Genomic DNA, 22772 nt, shown 5'->3' on the forward strand with positions numbered 1-22772 from the left:
ATTTATAACTTAAATATTTCATAAGATTGATGTACCTGTTTTACAGTTGCTTCTGTGCGCTCTGCATGAGTGTCGCTTATAAATAACTGTCCAAAATTTTCGTCATCTACTAATTTAATAATTTGAGTAACACGATGTTCATCTAACTTATCAAAAATATCATCTAGCAATAAAATAGGGTTTACGCCACTTTGGGATTTTATAAAATCGAACTGAGCTAATTTTAAAGCAATTAAGAATGATTTTTGTTGACCTTGGCTTCCAAATTTTTTAATAGGATGCCCTTCAATATTAAAATGCAAATCATCTTTATGAACACCAACGCTTGTGTATTGCAAAGCTTTATCTTTGTTAATGGCGTTTTGTAAAAGCGTATTTAATGAGCCGTTAAACAAGTCGCTGTGGTATACCAGATCTACCGTTTCGTTACCATTGCTAATAGCTTCGTAACGTGCTTTAAAAATAGGAATGAACGTTTTTAAAAAGGCATCTCGTTTCTCAAAAACACGAGTTCCAAAGTCTGTTAATTGATTGTTATAAACTTCTAAAGTATCATTATTAAAGGTATGATTTAAAGCGAAATACTTTAGTAATGCATTGCGCTGTGCCAGTATTTTATTATAGTTGATTAAATGGCTTAAATAGGTTTTATCACTTTGAGAAATGACACTATCTATAAACTTTCGTCGGGTGTCGCTACCTTCTGTAATCAAATCTCTATCGGCCGGCGAAATAATCACTAAAGGCAAAAAACCAATGTGCTCACTAAACTTTTCATAAACTTTAGCATTGCGTTTAATAACTTTTTTTTGACCTCGTTTTAGGCTAATAGCTATTTTTTCAGAATTATTGTCTTTTATATAATCGCCATTTATAACAAAAAAATCTTCATTGTGCTTAATGTTTTGGGTCGCCACCGGATTAAAATAACTTTTCCCAAAAGACAAATGGTAAATGGCATCAAGCACATTGGTTTTTCCAATACCGTTATTACCAACAATACAATTTATCTTATCATTGAAAGTAAACGACTTACTATCAAAATTTTTATAATTAAGTAATGAAAGTGATTTTAAAATCATACAAAAAGTAACTTAAAGGTCATTTAGTAGTGAAACTCTTTAAAAGAAGTGCAAATTATTGAAAAATATCAAATAAATACCCTTTTAGTTATGAAGAAAAATTATATTTTTGCGGGCATAAATACAGATAGAATACATGGCAACTTATAATAAAAGAGGATACAAACCAAAAAATAAAGTAGAGAAAGAACAAAACATTGAAGCAGACTCTACTACAGCTGAAGTTTTTAATACACTCGATGAGACTGCATCAAAGACAGAGGCGTTTGTTGAAAAAAATCAAATATATATTTTTATAATTATAGCACTTGTAGCTGTAATTGTTTTAGGATCTTTAGGGTATAAGGAATTTATATCAAAGCCTAAGCAGGTATCTGCTATGAACGATATGTTCCAGGCGCAAAAATATTTTGATCAAGCAGTTATAGGTGTTGAAAAAGATTCATTGTACAATTTGGCTCTAAATGGCGGAGAAGGAAAGTTTGGTATGTTAGATATTATTGATGAGTATGGTGGTACACCATCTGCTAATTTAGCAAGTTATTACGCGGGTACAGCTTACTTAAGATTAAAAAATTATAAAAAAGCTGTAGAGCATTTAGAGAATTTTAAAAGTGATGACGAAATATTAGCACCGATAGCTAAAGGAAATATTGGTGATGCTTTTGTGCAATTAAATCAGCCAAATGAAGCTTTAAGCTATTACGAACAAGCAGCCGAAATGCGTAATAACGACTATACAACACCTATGTATTTGTATAAAGCAGGAACTATTGCATTAGATTTAGGAGAAGCAGATAAAGCATTAACTTATTTTGAGAGAATTAAAAATGGGTACCCTAATGCAACAGAAGCCTCTAAAGTAGATGTGTTTATAGGTAAAGCTCAAGTATTGACAAATAAATAAATTGGCATAGCATGGCTACGGCAAATAAAAATTTATCCGATTACGATAAAACAACAATCCCAAACGCGAATAAATTTCGGTTTGGGATTGTTGTTTCAGAGTGGAACGATACCATTACAGAAGGTTTGTATAAAGGTGCATACGATACTTTGATTGCGCATGGTGTTTTGCCAAATAATATAATTCGTTGGGATGTTCCGGGTAGTTTCGAACTTATTTACGGAAGCAAAAAAATGCAAGAACAAATGGTTAATGCAGTTATTGCTATTGGTAGTGTTATTCAAGGAGAAACAAAACATTTCGATTTTGTTTGCGAAGGTGTAGCACAAGGTATTAAAGACTTAAATGTTATACATGAAACACCAGTAATTTTCTGTGTCCTTACAGATAACACAATGCAACAAGCCATAGAGCGCTCTGGTGGTAAGCATGGTAATAAAGGCACCGAAGCGGCTGTTGCTGCTATTAAAATGGCCGAATTACGCAGGAATAGTTAGTTTAGTATTCAGTATTCAGTATTCAGTATTCAGTGTTTGGTAGGTGATTTTCTTTGTGGCTTTGCGTCTTTGTAATATTATCTACGTAAGAAAATGTTTAACATGTGATTTTTGGCTATTCGTTTTATACTTCTAACTTCGCACTTCAACCTTCAAACTTTGTTTTTGTTTTGTTAACAATTTTTGGTATTCAAACCCCTGTTTTCTCCCTATTTTTAAGTATTTTTGAAGTATAAGCATTCAATTATTTTGTTTAAGCAACGCAAAAATAAAACCTTTAATTATAAATCTAGATTTTCTAAAGAAGATCAAAATGATTTAGGTTTAGAAGATAATTTTGACACCGAAGATTTTGCTTCCAAATGGCAACGACAAAGAGGTAAGAATGTTCAGGTTAAAGGTGCCCTGCCAGTGAGAACTTTAATTTTAGTTTTGGTATTATTATTGCTTTGTATGTATTTATTAGAGAAAAAATACATGTAACTTAAAAGCTTAGAAATTATGGGGATATTAAAATTGCGAAAAAATAAAAAATTTAATTACACACCGCGTTATTTCGATGATAAAGGTGAAGGCAACCCTTTTGAAATTAAACATAAATTTGATGAATATAGGAAGACTGTTGGTAGTAATGCAGGTTTAAAAACAAAAATTAATAATGCTTTAGATGACTTAAAAAGCAATCAGGACAGAGAGGTTAACAAGCGTGTTTTAATAATTGTAGCTATTCTTGTTCTGATATTTCTTTTTATCATCGATTTCGATTTATCTATTTTCTTTTCTAAGTAATACATGGCAGATATTATCCAGCTTTTACCAGATCATGTAGCCAATCAAATAGCTGCAGGAGAAGTTGTACAACGTCCAGCATCTGTTGTTAAAGAGTTGCTTGAAAATGCTATTGATGCAGACGCTTCAACCATTAAACTTATTATAAAAGATGCCGGAAAAACATTAATACAGGTTATTGATGATGGAAAGGGGATGAGTACTACTGATGCCCGTTTGAGTTTCGAGCGTCATGCCACTTCTAAAATTAGTACTGCCGACGATTTATTTCAATTACATACAAAAGGATTTCGAGGGGAAGCTTTAGCTAGTATAGCCGCCATAGCACATGTAGAATTAAAGACTAGACAAGAACAAGATGATGTTGGTAATGTTATTACCATAGAAGGTAGTAATATAGTTTCACAAGAAGTCGTAGTGACGCCAAAAGGAACATCCGTTTCTGTGAAAAATCTCTTTTTTAATATTCCTGCAAGGCGTAATTTTTTAAAATCAAATACGGTTGAACTAAGACACGTTATAGATGAATTCCATCGTGTGGCACTGGCACATCCAGATATTAGTTTTGTATTATATAACAACGGAAGCGAATCTTTTAATTTACCTGTTAGTAACTATAGGCAGCGTATCGTTAATATTTTTGGAAATAAAACCAATGAAAAGTTGGTGCCTGTTGAAGAGGATACTGAAGTTCTTAAAATATCAGGATTTGTTGGAAAACCTGAGTTCGCAAAGAAAACAAGAGGCGAGCAGTATTTTTTTGTAAACAACCGCTTTATAAAAAGTGCCTATTTAAATCATGCCATTACTTCGGCATTTGATGGTTTATTGAAAAATGGTACGCATCCAAGCTATTTTTTAAATTTAACGGTAGATCCGCAAACTATCGATATTAATATACACCCAACAAAAACGGAGATTAAGTTTGACGATGAGCATACTTTGTATGCCTTGTTGCGTTCGGCAGTAAAACATAGTTTAGGGCAGTTTAATATAGCACCCGTTTTAGATTTTGAACGTGATCCAAGTTTAGATACACCATACGATTATAAAAATAACGTTGCAGATACTCCTAAAATAGAAATAGACAGGAGTTTTAACCCATTTCAAGAAGAAACACAACCGAAAACAACTGGTACATCTACCTATAAAAAAGAACCTGTTGCAAATTGGGAAAGTTTATATGTAGGTTTAGAATCTAAAGGCACTAAAACGCAACAAGATTTTAGTGAAGTGCATTTTGAAAGTGAAGAGTCTACGCCTTCTATTTTTGATGATGAAAAACAAATAGAAACTGCAAATACGACCTATCAGCTTCACAATAAATATATTGTAAGCACCATTAAATCGGGTATGTTGGTTATAGATCAACATCGGGCTCACCAACGTATTTTATATGAAGAGCTTCTTAAAAATATGACTATTAAAGAAGCGGTGAGTCAGCAATTATTATTTCCGCTTCAGCTACATTTATCAACCCAAGAAATTACTATTATAAAGGAATTGAAAGGCGATTTAGAAAATACGGGGTTTGTATTTTCAAGTATTGATGACGAATCTCTTGAAGTTACAGGTGTTCCGGTATCGGTACCAGAAAGTGAAGTGCCTATTATTTTAGAACAATTAATTAGTGATGTAGAAAATGAAGTGCCGGATAGTAATTTTAGTGCAACCGATTTATTAGCAAAATCGATGGCGAAAAGTTTAGCCATTAAAACAGGACAATCATTACAGAAAGATGAACAAGAACATTTGGTAAATAAACTGTTTGCTTGTAAAGAACCAAATATTTCACCTACTAACAGGTCAACATTTATTACGTTAAGTGTTGATGAGTTAGACAAAAAATTTATATAGATTATGATGAGGATTTCAGAGACTGTTAAACATCTAATAATCATTAATGTGATTATATTTATAGGTACTTTAACAGTAGGTGAAGGTATTTTGTTTTATGATTTATTTGCCATGCATTTTCCGAAAAATGAAGCCTTTCAGCCATGGCAAATTATTACTCACATGTTTATGCATGGAGGGTTTGAACATCTTCTTTTTAATATGTTACTACTATTTTTTGTTGGGTCCGGACTGGAGTTTGCAATAGGAAGGAATAAGTTTTTGTTTTTATATATTTCTGCTGGTTTAGGGGCACTTATATTACAGCTAGGGGAGCATTATCTTAGATACCATTTAATGGAGACTCAAGCGTTGAGTTTAGGAGCAACACCAGAGCAAATAATTAAAATATTTAAAGAAGACAAAGTTTTTGTTGATATTGGCCCTAAATTTAATCAAATATATAACGGTATTACGCTTGGAGCATCGGGAGCAATAATGGGAGTATTTGCGGCTTATGCCTTTCTATTTCCAAATAGAGAAGTGTATTTACTTTTTCCTCCAATTCCAATTAAAATAAAATACCTAGCTATAGGTATGATAGGTGGTGATTTTCTAAGTGCACTTTTAACAGGAACTCCTTTATTAGCTAATAGTAATGTTGGTTATTTTGCACATGTTGGAGGCGCATTAACCGGCTTCTTAATTATGTGGTACTGGAAAAAAACGCAGTTTAACAGAAACCGTTGGAATTAATGACCTCGCTCTCTCAAGACATAAAAGATAAATTGTCCAGACTTAATGTGCTGGAAAAAATTATAGTTATTAATGTAGTTATTTATATTCTTGGCTTACTTTTAAAATCTAATTTAGGCTGGTTTGAATTACCAAGTGGCTTTTCTGATTTTATAATGAAGCCATGGGCTATTATAACCTATGCTTTCTTGCATTACGATTTTTGGCATCTTTTTTTTAATATGCTCTGGTTGTATTTTATAGGACGTATGTTTTTAAACCTCTTTAGTCCTAAGACAGCATTGAATATTTATTTTTTAGGAGCTATAGCCGGAGGTTTGTTGTTTATGTTATGTTATACTATGTTTCCTAATGTGTTTGGAACAAACTCGCGCCTATTAGGTGCTTCGGGTGCCGTGAGAGCCTTATTAATTTTTCTTTGTGCTTATATGCCAAATCAAGAACTCCGATTTTTTACATTTAATATAAAACTTTGGTATATAGGTGTTGCTATCGTTATAATTGATGTGATTGGCGTATTTTCTGGGATTAATAACCCCAATGGTAATTCCGGTGGTTATTTGGCACATTTGGGAGGCGTATTATTAGGCTATTTTTATGCGAAACAATTATTTAAGGGTCAAGATATAGGTAAAGGTTTTGAGCGGTTTATGGATACTGTTTTTAGCATGTTTAAGTCATCAAAAAAAGGACCGTTAAAAACGGTTCATAAAAATAAATCGAAAGTAGGTGGGTATACTAAAGCCGATTTTAAAGAGTTTAATAATCAAAAGAAAATAGATGTTATCTTAGATAAAATAAGTAAAAGTGGTTATGATAGTTTAACCGCCGAAGAAAAAGAGTTTTTGTTTAGAGCAGGAAAATAGTTTTTATTGGGGGAGACCAAAGATAGTAATAAGCAGACATGCATTTGGGGCAGGAAATACATTCGTTAGTCGAAAATTTCTTACATAAAGAGATTTATGAATTATCTTCTCTTTTTTAAATATTTCAAGAGGGATTAATGAGACAATCTAAATCCAGAACGTTATTTTATTGGATATTCTATTAGTTTTCTAAAAGAGAAATTAACGTGTTTACTAAAAAATAGTCAAGCAGTAAACATTAAAATAGAATTTGTGCATCGGTTTATGATGTTTAAATCATAATATGAAAAAATTAAGTTTTATAAATAAAATTATCTACTTTATAAATATAATTGTAGCACTTTTATTATTGTTTTCATTTGCCTTACCGTTTTTACCCCCTAAAACATTTTCCTTATTATCTGTACTTAACTTAGGTGTTTCGTTTTTAATATTAGTTAATGTATTGTTCTTTATCTTTTGGCTAGTAAAGCTTAAAAAGCAATTAATGCTGTCTTTTTTTGTGCTTTTTATTGGGTATATTTCTTTTGGGTCTTTGTATAAGTTTTCATCTTCAAAAAAGATAGAAAGCCCAAATAATATAAAGGTTATGAACTACAATGTAAGATTATTTAACCTTTACGATTGGATTCCTGAAAAAAATATAGAAAACAAAATTATAGATTTTATTAAGGAAGAGACTCCAGAAATTTTAAGTATTCAAGAATATCACCCTCATAAAAATATCGACCTTTCCTTTTTTAAACATAAATATGAGAAGCTTTCGGGAAAAAAAACAAAATACGGACAGGCTATTTTTTCACAGTATCCCATTGTGAATTCCGGATCTATTGCGTTTCCAAATACTGGTAATAATGCGATTTTTGCTGATATTGTAAAAGGCATTGATACAATTAGAATTTATAATATTCATTTGGAATCTTTACATATTGACACCAATGTTGAAACTCTTAAAAAAGAAGATTCCGAGCGCCTTTTTAATCGAATAGGAGCTACATTTAAGATGCAACAGTTTCAAACAGAATTATTTTTAATGCATAAAAAAAAGTGTAAACATAAGATGATTATATGTGGCGATTTTAATAATACAACATTCTCTTATGTGTATAGAAAAATTAAAGGTAATTTAAATGATACGTTTAAAGAAGCTGGAAATGGGTTTGGACGTACTCACGATTTTAAATTTTTCCCTATGCGAATTGATTTTATTTTTTCTGATGAAGCATTTTCTGTAAATGGTTTTAAAGCTTATGATGCTCATTATTCTGATCATTATCCTATTATGGCGACGCTTGATTTGGGAGGGGAAGAGTAGGTCGTATTCAGTGGTCAGTGTTCAGTGACCAGTATTCAGTTAGTTTAATGGAAGATTAAAAGGTTCTGTTTTTAGGCGTTTGTGTTTTCGCGTCTTTGCGATAAAAAAGATGTTCATTGTTTGGTAAGTTGTTGGAATTTGGTGTTTTTTTATTGAAGTTTTAAAATCTGTAAATCAAAATTAAGCCCAAAGTTTACATAAAAGTACAATCAATTGTATCCGCAATAATATGGATGACCAATCCCAAGCCTATTAAACGCGTTTTCTTTGGAAATAAAAGAATAATATATACTGCTATGGCATAATAGGAGTGTAGAGGATGAAAATTAATGCTACATCTACTAGGGTCGAAAATAGGGGTTGCCAGCAAATGATCTAAATCGATCCACATACCAGAAAACATAATTAGAAATGCCAGTTTCCAAAATCGTTTATACCAAATTAGCGCGACTAATAATGGAATAAAAATATGACATCCATAATGAACAACTGTTTGTAGCATTATTGTACAGTAATGGTTTGAGATTCTAAATAATTTAAAGCATTTGGGCCTTCATTAAAAAGTAAATCTAAAATACTTAGATTAGGTATAAAACCGTGTTTGTCACCAAACACTTGTGTGTAAGTTTCAAAATGTTGAATTGATTCTTTTTTAGCATTTACTAAGTGTCTGAAGTCTGTTATACCTTCAATTGTTTTTTGATACGTTTTAGATTTTGACGTGTTTAATTCTAATTGTAAACAGTCATAAATGACTTCGAGACATTTAAAATTATAATCTAAAATATAGTTGAATTTTGTATGAAACAAAGGTTGTAGTTCATCTTCGTAATATTCAAAAAAAGGCGATGTTCTATAAGCTGAAAGTAATGATTTCCAATGAAGGCTTTGCCATTTTTCTTCGTTAAAAATTTTTACATCTCGATATTTTTGACGATTCTTTTGCGAATGGATTACTGGAATGTTTAAAGCAAGTTTCCCGTTAGCACCATAAATATAGGTACGATTTCTATAGGTTTGTTTTAAGAAATTATCATCAACCTCATATATAATGTTCTTTGCTTTTACTATGGTAACAAAATGTGCTATGTTAGGAAAGTATGTAGGGTGTATTATGATATTCATTATTTTACTAAAAAGCTTCCGAGCCAAGTATATGCTATAAACATAACAGCAATAATTGATCCTATTAATGTTGTTGGATAACTAAAAGCACTTCCCAAAATAGCAATTAATAGCATGACAGAACCATAAATTAAATTAATAGTCTTGTTGTTTTTCTTGTTTGATAAAACCCCTGCTGTAAAGGGTAAAATTGTAGCAAGGAAAGTTAAACTCAAAATAGTAAAGTAAGTATCATTGGTTAAAATTGAGTAGGATAACATAATAAAAGAAGAAATTAGTAAAGAAAAAAGTACTTGTCCACTCAACTTTTCTTGTTTGTCTAAAAGATATTTTCCATGATTATCTAACATTAGTAGCATATTAGACAAGGGATCCATTACCCAACTTCCTAAGGCAAATAAGAGATAAAGAATAATAAGAGGTATCGCTAAATAAGTTAATCCACTTGCAGATAGTATTTTTAATGAAAATCGATAAATAAGGTAAATACCTATTATAAAGATCCACTGATTTTTATCTGACTTATTACCCATCCAAAAGACATATCTTAAATAAAGATTATAAATTTTATTTTTAGATTTTACGGCTGTAACCATTCCAGATCTAGCAAATTCTAAGTTAGGGTTTAATGTTAATGACTCTTTAAAATGAGTCAATGCTTTTTTTATATCGTTGTTCTCTAAATGACTCCATCCAACATTAGCGTGAGAGTGTGCGTCTTCAGGGTTGTCATTTAACAAAAATTCGATTGAAGAACTTGCTTCTTCTTTTTTATTTAATTTTGTTAATGCAGTTGTTCTTGCATTTAAGCAAAAGATACTTTTTGCATTAATTTTTAGTCCTTCATTGGCATATTCCAATGCATATTCGAATTTTTTTTGTGAAAGTAAAATGTATGATTTTTGACCAAAGAAATTTTCATCATATGGATTTATTTCTATTGCTTTATCAATATTCTTTTCAGCTTCTTTATTATCATTGTTATGTAAATAAATTTGTGATAATAAGAAATAAACGTGTTCATCATTTGGAGCTAAAGATCTAAGTTCTAAAGCTAAGCTTAAAGCCTTTTTTATGTTGCTATTTTGGAAAAAGCATTGAGCTAAATAATACTTAGAAGTAAAATTATCAACGTTTTCAGAAAGAGCTGTTTGAAAATAAGTGATAGCATCTTGGTATCTTCCCATTTCAAAAAGTTGAATACCTCTTTCTAAATTTGGACTATCCATTATTTTTTTATTTTTAAATAAGTTAGGATATCGTCGTAAAGTCCAGACTCATTAGAATATAACGCATAGTTTTTAGCAGAACTAAACCACTCTTTAGTTGATGCTTTCATTTTTTTGAAAGTTTTTATAATGTCTTTTGTTGATAGAGGCTTTGGCACACCGTCTTTAAATGATTCTTTAAGTTTTTGTTCTATAGCTATATCAATACTTGATTTTATATCTGCTCCAGAAAATTCTTTACTTTTCTTTGCAAGTTCATCTAAATCTATATTGCCTATAGGTTTTCCTTTTAGTTCAATATTAAAGATAGATTTTCTCGAAATTTCATCAGGTGGAGAAACAAATATTATTCTATCAAAACGTCCTGGTCGTCTAAAAGCAGGGTCTATATACCATGGTGCATTTGTTGCTCCTAAAACTAAAATACCATCGTTGTCAGATTCTATGCCATCCAATTCTGATAAAAATTGATTAATTACAGTTCTTCCTGCTGTTTTATTAATGTCATTTCTGTTAGCTCCAAGAGCATCTATTTCATCAATAAAAATAACACAAGGCTTATTTCTTCTAGCTGTTTCAAATATTTCATGTAAATTTTTTTCGGAATTTCCTAACCACATATCTAGAATATCATTAATGCCAATATTTATAAAGTTAGCATTAATCTCTCCAGCTGTAGCCTTTGCTATATGAGTTTTTCCACATCCTGGCGGTCCATAAAGCAAAATTCCTCCACCAATTTTTTTCCCATAAGCTTTATAAAGATCTTTGTGTATAAGAGGTTTGATTATCTTTAAATCTATTTCTTCTTTGACTTTGTCCATACCACCAACATCATTAAAGTTAATAGTGGGCTTTTTCAAAATACTTGATGCATCTTCATCTATAAAATCATAAGACGAATTTCCTCCTATTGAAGTTTTAAATAAACTTTCAAAATCTTCGTTTCTGTATTTGTTATTAATGGATAAGATATTTTGATAGATAGAAAGGGCACTAGAATGGTTATTTTGTTTAAGTAAACAATGACAATAAAGTTCAAGGTAATCTATATTATTACTCTTTTCTATAAGTTCTTCTAGGATTACTTCTGTTAAGTTATATTTAGATTGGTTAAAATAACATTTAGCTAAAAGAAATTTATATTTGCTTTTTGGTTCTTTGTCAAGAATTTGAATTAAATGATCCTCAGCTTTAATATAGTTTAAATTATTAATATAAATTTTTGCTACCTGTAACCTTAATTCTATGTTATCAGGAGAAAACTCTAGAGCTTTAAGAAGGCTTTCTAATAAAGAATTGTCCATATATTTATCCTACGTTTAAGCTTTTTTACGTGCTCTCCATTTGTTAAACCCAATCCATCCAAATAATAAAACAAGAAATGGAATAAAATAAGATGTCGCCTTACCACTACCACTTACTGTGGTAAAGAAACGTTCCCAACGAGGATTTTTTATACCATCCCAACTCATCCAAATGAATACTGGTTTACCTACTACATGGTCAAAAGGGACAAATCCCCATGCACGTGCATCAATAGAGTTATGACGGTTGTCTCCCATCATCCAATAATAATTTTGTTTAAAGGTATAAGTGTTTGCTACTTCACCGTTTATTAAAATCTGATTATCCTTAACCTGCAGTGTATTACACTCATACTCTGTAATGACACGCTTATATAATGGCAACACGTCTAAATTTATATCAATAGTTTTTCCTTCTTCGGGGATATATAGTGGGCCAAAGAAATCAACGTTCCATTTATAATTTGGATTGTGTGGAAAAACATTTGGGTCTCTTACGCCTTTTTTCTGCTTTATAGGGGTTATACTTGCAACGTTTGGATGGTTTTTAAACTTAGCTAAAGCTTCGTCTGAAATAGCAGAAAAATGGTAAGTATTTTGATCGTTTATTATTCTAAAGTCATCCGTTATATCATATCGTTTTTTAAGATATGCCTGGCTAAATTGATTTGTTTTTGGTTGTACAAAGTAGCTAAATTGTAAATGCGCTCTGTCTGGTAGCTCATTTTGCTTACCATTTATATATACATAACCATTTCGAATTTCTAATGAATCACCAGCAACGGCAACACATCTCTTTACTAAATTGGTTTTTTTGTCTATAGGCTTATAATAATTTCTATCTGGACGAAAATTATTCATATCCAGTAAAGTGTCTGCCGGTTGATTAAAAACGACTATTTCATTTCTGTCTATTTTTTCAAAACCGGGAAACCTTAAATAAGGTAATTGGAGTTTATTTATCCAAGAGGTTTTTCTTTCTTCAAAATTATCGTTAAATAAATATGATTTTGTTCCTAGTTTAGGAATGGTATCATGCACCATAGGAGCTCCAACAGTTGTCATAGGTATTCTAGCACCATAATGAAATTTACTTACGAAAAGAAAATCACCAACTAACAAAGATTTTTCTAGTGAGGATGATGGTATTGTAAAGGGTTGTATAAAATATGTATGAACTATTGTTGCAGCAACAATAGCGAATAAAATAGAACTCACCCAATCTCCTGCAGATGTTTTTGGTTGTAAATTACGATTTTCAATATGGCTAACATCTGCTATATAATTTAAATAGTAATTGTAAAAACCAAAAGTTATAATGGCTAAAAAAGTATCCATAGGCGAATTTTTACCAAAACTTCTGGCAGTTTCAACCCATACAACAGGAAACATGATTAGGTTTACTATTGGTAAAAATAATAAGATAACCCACCACCATGGGCGTTTTATTATTTTCATTAAAACGACACCGTTATAAACAGGTACAAAAGCTTCCCAAGCTTGTCTACCAGCTTTTATGTATAGTTTCCACGTACCTAAACCATGTATTACTTGTATAATCAATATGAATATAAGCCATTGCGAAAGCGTCATAATTTTATTTTTAATTTTTTATTAGTAGCTAAACTCATAAATGCTGTTACAAACTCATTAAGTTTTAACCAATATTTAACACATCTTTCATTGTGAATACTCCAGTTTTTCCTGCAATCCATTCGGCTGCAATTACAGCGCCTAATGCAAAACCTTGCCTTGTATGTGCTATATGTTCTATAGAAATTGAATCTACCTCACTTTCGTAGTTAACAGTATGTGTTCCTGGGACATTTTCAATGCGTTTTGCAATTATTGGAACTATTTTTTCGCCATTTTCGTTTAATTTCCAGTTGTCATAACCGCTATGTTGCGAAATAATATCGTTTGCTAAAGAAATGGCTGTTCCACTAGGAGCATCCAGTTTTTGCGTATGATGAATTTCTTCCATACTAACATTGTACTGTTTAAGTGTACTCATCATTTTTGCAAGCGTTTTATTAAGCTCGAAAAATATGTTAACACCTAAACTATAATTGGACGTATAAATAAATGCGCCTTTTTTCTCTTGGCACAAAGCGACTGCTTTATCGTAATTGTCTAACCAACCCGTTGTTCCTGAAATAACAGGTACTTGATTGTTTATACAGTTAGATATATTATTAAATGCTTCTGTTGGAATACTAAAATCTATAGCGACATCAGCTTTTGTAATGTCGTAATCTTTATCATCTTTGTCAACAGTCAATACAATGTTATGGCCTCGTTTAATAGCAATTTGCTCAATGGTTTTTCCCATTTTTCCGTACCCTAGTAAAGCTATATTCATTTAAAATTTAAAGTTTAAAGTTAATCCGAGATTGCTCGATGCATCAAATTCGTTAAATCTATAATGAGGTGCCAGCGATAAATTTTCATCTACATTATATTGCATTAAATGGGCATCTACATTAGCATCAATTATATTTAAGGCATAAATCCCGAGTGTTACTAATAATGAAATTTCTTTGTTTTTTCTATAGAATTCTTGAGCTCGTTCTAAATTTTCTGTAGTAACTCTTGGTGTTGTTAATTGTTCGCCATTAGAAAAATAGAACTCATCATCTGTAAAACCTGCTAATCTCCTCTTGTAAGCATCTCTATACCTGTTGTATTCTTTATTGTTCGTTATATAAAAATAAACTCCTGTACCAATAGCTCCATAAACTAATGGGATTTTCCAATACTTTTTATTGTAGGCTTGTCCAAGTCCTGGAAGTACAGCAGAATAGAAAGCTGCTTTAGCTGGGGATAAAGGGTTGATAGGTTTTTTAATTTCTATAATAGAATCTATAATGACTTCTTTTGGAAGTTTTTTTGTTTTCTTATCTTTTTCTTGTGCTGTTGCTGAAAAACAAAATAAAAAGGCAAAGATACTTACTATTAGAAATTTATTTAGCACTCTCAACTAATTTTTTAATACGATTAAAGTCTTCTTCTGAATGAAATGGAATAGTAATTTTTCCTTTTCCGTTTTTAGAGACTTTAACGTCAATTTTATGTCCAAAGTATTCAGAAAATGTATTAATACCTTTTTTTATGTATTTTGGAGCGTCTTCGTTGCTCTCTTTTTCTTTTTTAGATGTGGTTTTTACTTCTTGGGTTTCATTGAAGTTACGAACCATATTTTCGGTTTCTCTAACAGATAATTTATCAGATAATATTTTTTCGTAAATATCCAGTTGAATGGTTGTGTCTTCAATGTTAATAATAGCACGTCCGTGTCCCATAGAAATAAAACCATCTCGCATTCCGGTTTGGATGATTGGATCAAGTTTTAATAGGCGCAGGTAATTTGCGATTGTAGAGCGTTTTTTTCCAACACGTTCGCTCATTTGTTCTTGTGTTAAATTGATTTCGTCAATTAAACGTTGGTATGACAAAGCAATTTCTATAGGATCTAAGTCTTGACGTTGAATGTTTTCAACTAATGCCATTTCTAACGATTCCTGATCGTTAGCGATTCTAATATATGCAGGAATAGTTTTTAACCCAATTAATTTTGAAGCTCTAAAACGACGTTCTCCTGAAACTAATTGATAGCTGTTAAAATCTAACTTCCTAACAGTAATAGGTTGAATAATACCTAATTCTTTTATAGATGACGCTAATTCGCGTAATGATTCTTCACTAAAATTAGTACGTGGTTGAAAAGGATTAACCTCAATACATTCAATATCTAACTCAACGATATTCCCAATAACTTTATCGGCATTTTTATCTTTTACCGACTTAATATCGTTATCTGGGTCTTGTAATAAAGCAGATAAACCTCTTCCTAAAGCCTGTTTTTTGGTTGCCTTAGCCATATAATTTAAGTGTTTTTATTGATGATTTCTTTAGCCAAACTTAAGTAATTGTCGGCACCTTTACTACCGGCATCATAGTTAATTATACTTTCTCCATAACTAGGAGCCTCACTTAGTCGTACATTACGCTGAATAATGGTTTGAAACACCATGTTGTTAAAATGTTTTTGAACTTCTTCAACGACTTGATTAGACAATCTTAATCGAGCATCGTACATAGTAAGCAGTAGGCCTTCAATATCTAATTTGGGGTTATGTATTTTCTGAACACTTTTTATAGTGTTTAATAATTTCCCTAAACCTTCCAATGCAAAATATTCACACTGTATAGGAATTACTACAGCGTCTGCTGCTGTTAATGCATTTAATGTAAGCAGACCTAAAGACGGAGCACAATCAATTAAAATATAATCGTAATCATTTTTAATTTCTGTCAGTGTCTCTTTTAACATGTATTCACGTGCTTTTTTATCAACAAGTTCTATTTCAATAGCAACTAAGTCTATATGTGCAGGAATAATGTCTAGGTTAGGTGTTTCGGTTTTCATTATGGCATCTCTAATAGAAGTAGAGTGTTCTAGTAGTTGGTAGGTTCCTATTTCTACAGATTCTACATCTATTCCGATTCCAGATGTTGCATTTGCTTGAGGGTCAGCATCAATAAGTAATACCTTTTTTTCCAGCACGCCAAGCGATGCCGCTAGATTTATAGATGTTGTCGTTTTGCCAACACCTCCTTTTTGATTAGCAATTGCTATAATTTTACCCATGAAATGATTTGGTTTTGGTTATATTTTTATAAATTTTGTTATAAGAAAATATGAGCGAAAGGTAATGATTTTTGATAAAAAAACGACATTAAATTATGTTTAATAGTGACTATTAAGCTTAATTAATTCTAAATGTCGAGAGTTTATAATTTATAATTTTTCCATTTTCAAAATATAAATACAAATAATTTTTTTTAATAAGACTAAATGACGTAGTTGTTCTGTACATCCATACGTTTGAATGGATATCATTATAAGAAAACCCTAATACATTATTTATTTCATCTTTTCTTAAACCAATTAAATGGCTATAATCTTCATCTATATTGTTCTTTTTTAACTTATTTAAATTAATAATATAGTCAACATCTTCCGTGTCGTGTGTTAATATCTTAGTCAGATCTTTTTCAAGCTTCTGGTCTGTTAATTCATTTGTGTTTTTTTTGATTAATTCTAACCCTAAATTTAAATAATTTTCGGATCCAATACAATTAGGGTTGTATTTGATAATACTTAATCCATAACTTGGTGCTTCACTTAGTGTAATATTTCGTTGTATCACCGTATTAAAAACCATAGATTCAAAATGTTTAATTAATTCTTCCCGTAATTGATTGGATATGTTTGTTCTTGAATCGTACATGGTAATTAATAAGCCTTCAATATCAATATTCGGATTCGATGTTTTTTTTATACTTTTTATAGTTCTTAGTAGTTTGTTTAAACCTTCTAAAGCATAAAATTCACACTGTACTGGTATAATTACCGAATGGGACGCTGTTAATGCGTTAAGAGTTAATAATCCGAATGAAGGCGAGCAGTCAATAAGAATGTATTCATAGTTTTCTATAATATTAGCAAGTGCTCTTTTTAGCTTAAATAGATCAATAGATTTGGATTTATTTACTTCTATAGATGCTAGGCGTATGTTAGAAGGTATAAAATCAAAATGTGCCGAATCCGGTTTAACTATATTATATTTAGGTTTAAACGTATTGGTGAAAAAACTTAAGCTGCTGTATTTAATATCTAAAGGAACAAGACCTACACCAGAAGTAGCATTTGCTTGTGGGTCTAAGTCTATTAAAAGCACTTTTTTTTCAAGGATACCTAAAGTATCTGCCAAGTTTATAGCAGTAGTGGTTTTGCCAACGCCACCTTTTTGGTTAGCTATTGCAATGATTTTGCTCATTAGTTATTAGATAGGGGAAAGTAAAAATACAATTATTTATTAGGAATTAAAACAGAATTTACTGATAATTCATATAAAAAAATGGTATTAACTTACAAAAACCTCTTTACCAACAACTTTCAATCAATCAAAATTTCTAAGATTTTGATGGCTGCATCGCTAATTTTGGTTCCGGGTCCAAATACAGCTATGGCACCTGCATCGAATAAGTATTGATAGTCTTGTTTTGGTATTACACCGCCTACTATGACCATAATATCATTACGACCATATTCTTTTAAGGCTTTAATGACCTGAGGGACTAAGGTTTTATGTCCTGCTGCTAATGAAGAAACACCTAAGATATGTACATCGTTTTCTACAGCTTGTTTTGCGGCTTCTTGCGGTGTTTGAAATAAAGGGCCAATATCTACATCGAAACCAACGTCTGCATATCCTGTGGCTACTACTTTAGCACCGCGATCATGACCGTCTTGTCCCATTTTTGCAATCATAATACGAGGTCTTCTACCATCTTGTTCTGCAAAAATATCGGCTAATTGTTGTGCTTTTTTAAAGGATTCGTCGTTTTTTATTTCTTTACTATACACACCAGAAAATGATTTTATTTGTGCTTTATAGCGTCCAAACACAGACTCTAAGGCATCACTAATTTCTCCAAGAGTAGCGCGTTCGCGAGCAGCTTCTACAGCCAAAGCTAATAAATTATAATCCTCACGTAGGTGTGGATCTTTTGAATTCGCATCAGTCGAATTTAAGGAAAATTTTGCAGCTTTTGTTAACTTTGAAAGAGCTGTAGTTACTTTTTCTAAATTCCTCTCAGCTTTAATTTGATTTAATCGTTCTATTTGTTGGTTTCTAACGGTTTGATTATCGACTTCGAGTGTTGAAATTATATCTTCTTTTTCAAGCCTGTATTTATTAACTCCAACTATAATATCCTGACCGGAATCTATACGTGCTTGTTTTTTTGCAGCAGCTTCTTCTATTCGAATTTTTGGAATACCGGCTTCTATAGCTTTCGTCATACCTCCTAAGGCTTCAACTTCTTCAATTAAAGACCATGCTTTTTGGGCTATATTATGTGTTAGGTTTTCTACGTAATAACTTCCAGCCCAAGGATCTACGGTTTTTGTAATTTTTGTTTCTTCTTGTAAATATATCTGTGTATTTCTAGCTATTCGTGCCGAAAAATCGGTTGGTAAAGCGATGGCTTCATCTAACGCATTGGTATGTAGGCTTTGCGTGCCTCCAAAAGCTGCCGCCGCTGCTTCTATAGTTGTTCTTGCTACATTGTTAAAAGGATCTTGTTCTGTTAAACTCCAGCCACTGGTTTGACAATGTGTGCGTAATGCTAATGATTTTTCGTTTTTAGGATTAAATTGTTTAACCAGTTTTGCCCAAAGTATACGTGCTGCACGCATTTTAGCAATTTCCATGAAATGATTCATACCAATAGCCCAAAAGAAGGACAGCCGAGGTGCAAATGTGTCTATATCCATACCAGCAGCAAGTCCTTTTCTAATATATTCCAGACCATCTGCGAGGGTATAAGCTAATTCAATATCACAGGTAGCCCCAGCTTCTTGCATATGATACCCAGAGATGCTAATGCTATTAAACTTGGGCATTTTTTTACTGGTGTATTCAAAAATATCTGAAATGATTTTCATGGAAGGCGTAGGTGGGTATATATATGTGTTACGCACCATAAATTCTTTTAAAATATCATTTTGAATAGTGCCGGCTAGTAATTCTGGTGCAACACCTTGTTCTTGGGCAGCTACAATATAAAATGCCATAATGGGTAATACTGCACCGTTCATGGTCATGGAAACCGACATTTTATCTAACGGGATTTGATCGAAGAGTATTTTCATATCTTCAACCGAATCTATGGCTACACCAGCTTTTCCAACGTCTCCAACCACGCGTTCATGGTCACTATCGTAGCCTCTATGTGTTGCTAAATCAAATGCCACAGAAAGCCCTTTTTGTCCAGCAGCTAAATTACGTTTGTAAAAGGCATTACTTTCTTCGGCAGTACTAAAACCAGCATATTGCCTAATGGTCCAAGGTCTTCTAACATACATGGTGCTATAAGGGCCTCGTAAGTTTGGCGCTATTCCAGCAACAAATCCGAGATGTTCCAGATCTTTAATATCATCTTTGGTGTAGGTTGATTTTACCTCAATACCTTCAGCAGTCAAAAAAAGGTCTGGCTTTTCGGTTTTTGATTTTTTTTGTTTACTTTTTATTGCGATATGTTGAAGATCTTTTCTCAAGATTATTCAGGTTTCTTATTAAAATCTACTTTAGGTTCAGGTTTGTCCAAATCGACTTTAGAAAAATCGATATCAAAAAGCTTTGAATAAAATAAATCTAATGCTATATAGGTTGCTAAATATTTGTCTTTAATAACAGTTCTGTATTTACTATTTAATGGCGCTCCAAACAATTTGGGGCTCATACTGTTAGTTGTTACAAGTGCATTAAAGGTTGTTTTTAAGGCTGTGTCCTGGATATTGTTTGCTATGCAGTTTACAATAGAACTGTTATAGTTTAAATGGCTTTTAGCATTATTAGCATCCCATAGTGTATTTTCATTTTTTAAAGCTTTAAATACTTCGAGAGTATGGGCAGAGATAACATCTTCATATTTTACTCTTTTATAAGATGCATTCCTTACAAAGTTGCCGTAAGCTTGAGTTAGAGATACATTTTTACCTGTTTTGCTATAAAATTTCAGAATATCGTTTTCAAACGCATATAATGCTTCATGATACAGTTTTGAATTGAAATCATTACATGTCAATACGATAGGTTTATCGGTATATTTATAATCCGAAAATGAGTTGTCGTTTTTACAGTTTAGTAAAGTAAGTACTAATAAAAGTGTAATAATGTTAAAATTCAGGTTCATTTTATTATTCATTTTTTAATCGTTCTTGTTCTTTTTTTTCTGCCAACCGTTTTTCTATTATTGGCTCTATTAATGTTTTTCTTTGATTTGTTTTTACAAAAGGGTAAAGCTCTAACTCATGCTTCATTTTATCTTCTGGGTTTGGATGCTTATTCGTGCCTAATAATACAGCTTCTCCAGCTTTAAATTGGACATCTTCTTTGGCTGCATTTTCCTTAATTTTCCGCTGGATGGTACCCGTTTTTAACTGCTTTAAAAAGCCGCCGTTTTTTTCAATATTTTTGAATAAATCTAATGCTTTTTCGGCTAGTTGATTGGTAATGGATTCTATGTAATACGTACCGTCTGATGGATTATTAACAACATCAAAATAACTCTCGTGTTTTAAAACTAATAGTTGGTTTCTTGCAATGCGTTCGCCAAATTCATTGTCTTTATGGTATATGGAGTCGTAAGGTAAATTACAGATACTATCTGCGCCACCAAGAATTGCACTCATGCATTCGGTAGTTGTGCGTAGTAAATTGGTGTTATAATCGTATAATGTTTTATTGCGTTTTGTTGGAGTTGCCATAATGTGGCAATCTGGATTTGCTTGATATTCGGTTGCTAGTGTATCCCATAACATTCGCAATGCGCGTAATTTTGCAATTTCAAAAAAATAGTTTGTACCAACTGAAAGATGAAAGGTTATTTTTAAATTAGGTAAGATATTTTTATTAGTTTCAAAAAAACTTAAATACTCATTGGCATGTGCTAAAGCGTATGCCAATTGTTGGACCATATTTGCTCCTGCATTTTGGTATAACGAAACATTAATTGGAAGGGATTTTGTATGAGTTATTATCGTTTTAAACTTAGAGAAATCGTCTTTTAAACTGTTATACCAGTTCCCATTTTTTACTAAGTTTCCAATAATATCTGTATGAATATAGATGCCTTTATGAGATAGGATAGTTGTTAACTGTTTTACGAATGCTTCAGAAAGAAATAGTAATTCAAAATAGAGCGGTGTAGATACCGGATTGATATTTTCTAATAAATCGTTAATTGCAATAGTTTCCGAAGGAATAATAAATTTGATACTTTCGGCTCCTCTTTCTATAACATCAATGGCCTTCTCATTGGATTTCTTAACATCTGCTACAAAAATAGATTGGCAAATGTTCCATGTTGTTTTTGTATTTGAAACTTCTGGTAGTTCTTTAAAATCATCGGCATGATAAAATGGTTTTACAGAAATATCTTCATTAGTTTTCCAAACGAGTGTGTCATTATAATCAGCACCTTTTAAATCGAACTGTATTTTTTGTTTCCATTGTTTAGCTGAGACTGTATCAAATTCATTAAACAACTTATTACTCATTTTTTTTAGTTTTTAAACTATCTTCGTATTCAATAATATATATTTCTTCGTTATCGCGTTTCATATAATATGCTTCGCGCGCAAATTTTTCTAAACCATCTGAGGTGCTTAGTTTTTTTATGGCTTTATTATCTTTTTCTATTTCTTTTTTATAATATTCTTTTTCATTTTCCAAAGCTTCCACGTCTGTATTTAATTCGTGGTGTATGAGCCATGAATTAGCATCAAAAAATAGCATCCAAACTATAAAAGTGGCTAAAATTAGGGTAAGCCAATTTTTAAAAGGCTTGAAAAATTTATGTTTTAATAATCCCATTTACAGTTTTTCATTTATTATGGTTTTAACAATATCGATAGCCACAGTATTATATTTATTGTTAGGTATTATAATATCTGCGTATTCTTTCATAGGTTCGATAAATTGATCGTGCATTGGTTTTAATGTTGTTTGGTACCGTTCTAAAACTTCATCTAAATCTCTACCGCGTTCTGAGATATCACGTTTTAAACGTCTTATTAAACGCTCGTCTGTATCTGCATGTACAAATATTTTAATATCAAACATATCCCGTAATTTTGGATTTGTTAAAATTAAAATACCTTCAACAATCATGACCTTTCTTGGGTGTGTTAAAATAGTATCTCCGGTTCTATTATGTTTAACGAAAGAATATACCGGTTGGTGTACGGGAGTATTTTTTTTGAGATCTTTTAAATGATTTGTTAAAAGATCAAAATCGATAGAACGTGGGTGATCAAAATTTGTTTTTACGCGCTCTTCGTAAGATAAATGCGTCGTATCTTTATAATAGGAATCTTGCGAAATTACACCAACTTCGCCTTCGGGTAACTCGTTTAATATCTGATTTACAACCGTCGTTTTACCACAACCGGTACCGCCTGCAATTCCTATAATAAGCATGTGTTGATT

23 protein-coding genes and 1 pseudogene are annotated in these 22772 nt (G+C 31.7%); 8 read left to right on the forward strand and 16 right to left on the reverse strand.

All coding sequences use genetic code 11. The features are described 5' to 3' along the window. Positions 1–2 precede the first annotated feature (2 nt). Positions 3–1082, reverse strand: coding sequence for a DNA replication/repair protein RecF (recF, locus tag Q4Q35_RS17895; protein WP_303279390.1), 1080 nt, complete (start codon positions 1080–1082; stop codon positions 3–5). A gap of 136 nt (positions 1083–1218) precedes the next feature. Here recF and Q4Q35_RS17900 point away from each other — a divergent pair, with 136 nt between their 5' ends. From Q4Q35_RS17900 to Q4Q35_RS17935, 8 genes are all read left to right on the forward strand, one after another. Continuing rightward, a complete protein-coding gene (locus tag Q4Q35_RS17900; RefSeq protein WP_303279391.1) occupies positions 1219–1989 on the forward strand; it encodes a tetratricopeptide repeat protein in 771 nt (256 codons plus the stop codon). Between the two features lie 11 nt (positions 1990–2000). Beyond that, positions 2001–2486 (forward strand): 6,7-dimethyl-8-ribityllumazine synthase, encoded by a 486-nt coding sequence (ribH, locus tag Q4Q35_RS17905; protein ID WP_303279392.1) that lies wholly within the window; start codon positions 2001–2003, stop codon positions 2484–2486. A 249-nt stretch (positions 2487–2735) separates the two neighbouring features. After that, on the forward strand, positions 2736–2969 hold the full coding sequence (locus tag Q4Q35_RS17910) for a hypothetical protein (protein ID WP_303279393.1): 234 nt from the start codon (positions 2736–2738) through the stop codon (positions 2967–2969). Between the two features lie 18 nt (positions 2970–2987). Beyond that, on the forward strand, positions 2988–3275 hold the full coding sequence (locus Q4Q35_RS17915) for a riboflavin synthase subunit beta (RefSeq protein ID WP_303279394.1): 288 nt from the start codon (positions 2988–2990) through the stop codon (positions 3273–3275). A gap of 3 nt (positions 3276–3278) precedes the next feature. Then, on the forward strand, positions 3279–5132 hold the full coding sequence (gene mutL, locus Q4Q35_RS17920) for a DNA mismatch repair endonuclease MutL (RefSeq protein ID WP_303279395.1): 1854 nt from the start codon (positions 3279–3281) through the stop codon (positions 5130–5132). Positions 5133–5135: 3 nt separating this feature from the next. After that, positions 5136–5867: a rhomboid family intramembrane serine protease gene (locus Q4Q35_RS17925; RefSeq protein ID WP_303279396.1), complete on the forward strand. Its 732-nt coding sequence runs from the start codon at positions 5136–5138 to the stop codon at positions 5865–5867. Next, positions 5867–6733, forward strand: coding sequence for a rhomboid family protein (locus Q4Q35_RS17930; protein ID WP_303279397.1), 867 nt, complete (start codon positions 5867–5869; stop codon positions 6731–6733). Before Q4Q35_RS17925 ends, Q4Q35_RS17930 begins: the two co-directional genes overlap by 1 nt. 283 nt (positions 6734–7016) lie before the next feature. Continuing rightward, entirely contained in the window at positions 7017–8048 is a 1032-nt protein-coding gene (locus Q4Q35_RS17935) for an endonuclease/exonuclease/phosphatase family protein (protein WP_303279398.1), read from the forward strand. 193 nt (positions 8049–8241) lie between these two features. Here Q4Q35_RS17935 and Q4Q35_RS17940 read toward each other — a convergent pair whose 3' ends face one another. The 15 genes and pseudogenes from Q4Q35_RS17940 to udk form a co-directional block, all read right to left on the reverse strand. Next, complete coding sequence (locus Q4Q35_RS17940; protein ID WP_303279399.1) at positions 8242–8550, reverse strand: DUF6122 family protein; 309 nt, start codon at positions 8548–8550, stop codon at positions 8242–8244. Beyond that, positions 8550–9173 (reverse strand): WbqC family protein, encoded by a 624-nt coding sequence (locus tag Q4Q35_RS17945; protein WP_303279400.1) that lies wholly within the window; start codon positions 9171–9173, stop codon positions 8550–8552. Before Q4Q35_RS17945 ends, Q4Q35_RS17940 begins: the two co-directional genes overlap by 1 nt. Next, positions 9173–10402: a tetratricopeptide repeat protein gene (locus tag Q4Q35_RS17950; protein ID WP_303279401.1), complete on the reverse strand. Its 1230-nt coding sequence runs from the start codon at positions 10400–10402 to the stop codon at positions 9173–9175. Before Q4Q35_RS17950 ends, Q4Q35_RS17945 begins: the two co-directional genes overlap by 1 nt. Beyond that, on the reverse strand, positions 10402–11709 hold the full coding sequence (locus Q4Q35_RS17955; protein ID WP_303279402.1) for an AAA family ATPase: 1308 nt from the start codon (positions 11707–11709) through the stop codon (positions 10402–10404). The genes Q4Q35_RS17950 and Q4Q35_RS17955 overlap by 1 nt, the downstream gene beginning before the upstream one ends. Positions 11710–11724: 15 nt before the next feature. After that, positions 11725–13302 carry a signal peptidase I gene (gene lepB, locus Q4Q35_RS17960; RefSeq protein ID WP_303279403.1) on the reverse strand — a complete coding sequence of 526 codons (1578 nt, stop codon included), beginning with the start codon at positions 13300–13302 and terminating at the stop codon, positions 11725–11727. 64 nt (positions 13303–13366) lie between these two features. Further along, the gene (gene dapB, locus Q4Q35_RS17965; protein ID WP_303279404.1) at positions 13367–14071 is read right to left on the reverse strand and encodes a 4-hydroxy-tetrahydrodipicolinate reductase; all 705 of its coding nucleotides are present in this window, start codon (positions 14069–14071) and stop codon (positions 13367–13369) included. Then, positions 14072–14683 (reverse strand): DUF5683 domain-containing protein, encoded by a 612-nt coding sequence (locus Q4Q35_RS17970; protein ID WP_303279405.1) that lies wholly within the window; start codon positions 14681–14683, stop codon positions 14072–14074. Next, on the reverse strand, positions 14673–15590 hold the full coding sequence (locus Q4Q35_RS17975; protein ID WP_303279406.1) for a ParB/RepB/Spo0J family partition protein: 918 nt from the start codon (positions 15588–15590) through the stop codon (positions 14673–14675). Before Q4Q35_RS17975 ends, Q4Q35_RS17970 begins: the two co-directional genes overlap by 11 nt. Positions 15591–15595: 5 nt before the next feature. Beyond that, complete coding sequence (locus tag Q4Q35_RS17980; RefSeq protein ID WP_303279407.1) at positions 15596–16360, reverse strand: ParA family protein; 765 nt, start codon at positions 16358–16360, stop codon at positions 15596–15598. A gap of 433 nt (positions 16361–16793) precedes the next feature. Further along, positions 16794–17552: pseudogene (locus Q4Q35_RS17985) on the reverse strand (ParA family protein); the annotation flags it as partial. 119 nt (positions 17553–17671) lie between these two features. Then, a complete protein-coding gene (gene scpA, locus Q4Q35_RS17990; protein ID WP_303279419.1) occupies positions 17672–19840 on the reverse strand; it encodes a methylmalonyl-CoA mutase in 2169 nt (722 codons plus the stop codon). Continuing rightward, positions 19840–20487 carry a hypothetical protein gene (locus Q4Q35_RS17995; protein ID WP_303279408.1) on the reverse strand — a complete coding sequence of 216 codons (648 nt, stop codon included), beginning with the start codon at positions 20485–20487 and terminating at the stop codon, positions 19840–19842. Before Q4Q35_RS17995 ends, scpA begins: the two co-directional genes overlap by 1 nt. Then, positions 20480–21841, reverse strand: coding sequence for a methylmalonyl-CoA mutase subunit beta (locus Q4Q35_RS18000; protein WP_303279409.1), 1362 nt, complete (start codon positions 21839–21841; stop codon positions 20480–20482). Before Q4Q35_RS18000 ends, Q4Q35_RS17995 begins: the two co-directional genes overlap by 8 nt. Then, on the reverse strand, positions 21834–22157 hold the full coding sequence (locus Q4Q35_RS18005) for an FtsB family cell division protein (RefSeq protein WP_303279410.1): 324 nt from the start codon (positions 22155–22157) through the stop codon (positions 21834–21836). Before Q4Q35_RS18005 ends, Q4Q35_RS18000 begins: the two co-directional genes overlap by 8 nt. Next, positions 22158–22763: a uridine kinase gene (udk, locus tag Q4Q35_RS18010; protein WP_303279411.1), complete on the reverse strand. Its 606-nt coding sequence runs from the start codon at positions 22761–22763 to the stop codon at positions 22158–22160. Between the last annotated feature and the right edge of the window lie 9 nt (positions 22764–22772).

The sequence above is a fragment of the Flavivirga aquimarina genome (assembly GCF_030540835.1).
Taxonomy (GTDB): Bacteria; Bacteroidota; Bacteroidia; order Flavobacteriales; family Flavobacteriaceae; genus Flavivirga; species Flavivirga aquimarina.

What these genes read in the sequence shown, in the direction of transcription:
- Q4Q35_RS17980 (WP_303279407.1), bottom strand. Translation starts at nt 16,360, where the DNA reads ATGGGTAAAATTATAGCAATTGCTAATCAAAAAGGAGGTGTTGGCAAA.
- Q4Q35_RS17915 (WP_303279394.1), top strand. Translation starts at nt 2,988, where the DNA reads ATGGGGATATTAAAATTGCGAAAAAATAAAAAATTTAATTACACACCG.
- Q4Q35_RS17955 (WP_303279402.1), bottom strand. Translation starts at nt 11,709, where the DNA reads ATGGACAATTCTTTATTAGAAAGCCTTCTTAAAGCTCTAGAGTTTTCT.
- Q4Q35_RS17945 (WP_303279400.1), bottom strand. Translation starts at nt 9,173, where the DNA reads ATGAATATCATAATACACCCTACATACTTTCCTAACATAGCACATTTT.
- Q4Q35_RS17935 (WP_303279398.1), top strand. Translation starts at nt 7,017, where the DNA reads ATGAAAAAATTAAGTTTTATAAATAAAATTATCTACTTTATAAATATA.
- Q4Q35_RS17995 (WP_303279408.1), bottom strand. Translation starts at nt 20,487, where the DNA reads ATGAATAATAAAATGAACCTGAATTTTAACATTATTACACTTTTATTA.
- dapB (WP_303279404.1), bottom strand. Translation starts at nt 14,071, where the DNA reads ATGAATATAGCTTTACTAGGGTACGGAAAAATGGGAAAAACCATTGAG.
- lepB (WP_303279403.1), bottom strand. Translation starts at nt 13,302, where the DNA reads ATGACGCTTTCGCAATGGCTTATATTCATATTGATTATACAAGTAATA.
- mutL (WP_303279395.1), top strand. Translation starts at nt 3,279, where the DNA reads ATGGCAGATATTATCCAGCTTTTACCAGATCATGTAGCCAATCAAATA.
- Q4Q35_RS18005 (WP_303279410.1), bottom strand. Translation starts at nt 22,157, where the DNA reads ATGGGATTATTAAAACATAAATTTTTCAAGCCTTTTAAAAATTGGCTT.
- Q4Q35_RS17975 (WP_303279406.1), bottom strand. Translation starts at nt 15,590, where the DNA reads ATGGCTAAGGCAACCAAAAAACAGGCTTTAGGAAGAGGTTTATCTGCT.
- ribH (WP_303279392.1), top strand. Translation starts at nt 2,001, where the DNA reads ATGGCTACGGCAAATAAAAATTTATCCGATTACGATAAAACAACAATC.
- Q4Q35_RS17950 (WP_303279401.1), bottom strand. Translation starts at nt 10,402, where the DNA reads ATGGATAGTCCAAATTTAGAAAGAGGTATTCAACTTTTTGAAATGGGA.
- Q4Q35_RS17940 (WP_303279399.1), bottom strand. Translation starts at nt 8,550, where the DNA reads ATGCTACAAACAGTTGTTCATTATGGATGTCATATTTTTATTCCATTA.
- Q4Q35_RS18000 (WP_303279409.1), bottom strand. Translation starts at nt 21,841, where the DNA reads ATGAGTAATAAGTTGTTTAATGAATTTGATACAGTCTCAGCTAAACAA.
- udk (WP_303279411.1), bottom strand. Translation starts at nt 22,763, where the DNA reads ATGCTTATTATAGGAATTGCAGGCGGTACCGGTTGTGGTAAAACGACG.
- recF (WP_303279390.1), bottom strand. Translation starts at nt 1,082, where the DNA reads ATGATTTTAAAATCACTTTCATTACTTAATTATAAAAATTTTGATAGT.
- Q4Q35_RS17930 (WP_303279397.1), top strand. Translation starts at nt 5,867, where the DNA reads ATGACCTCGCTCTCTCAAGACATAAAAGATAAATTGTCCAGACTTAAT.
- Q4Q35_RS17925 (WP_303279396.1), top strand. Translation starts at nt 5,136, where the DNA reads ATGATGAGGATTTCAGAGACTGTTAAACATCTAATAATCATTAATGTG.
- Q4Q35_RS17900 (WP_303279391.1), top strand. Translation starts at nt 1,219, where the DNA reads ATGGCAACTTATAATAAAAGAGGATACAAACCAAAAAATAAAGTAGAG.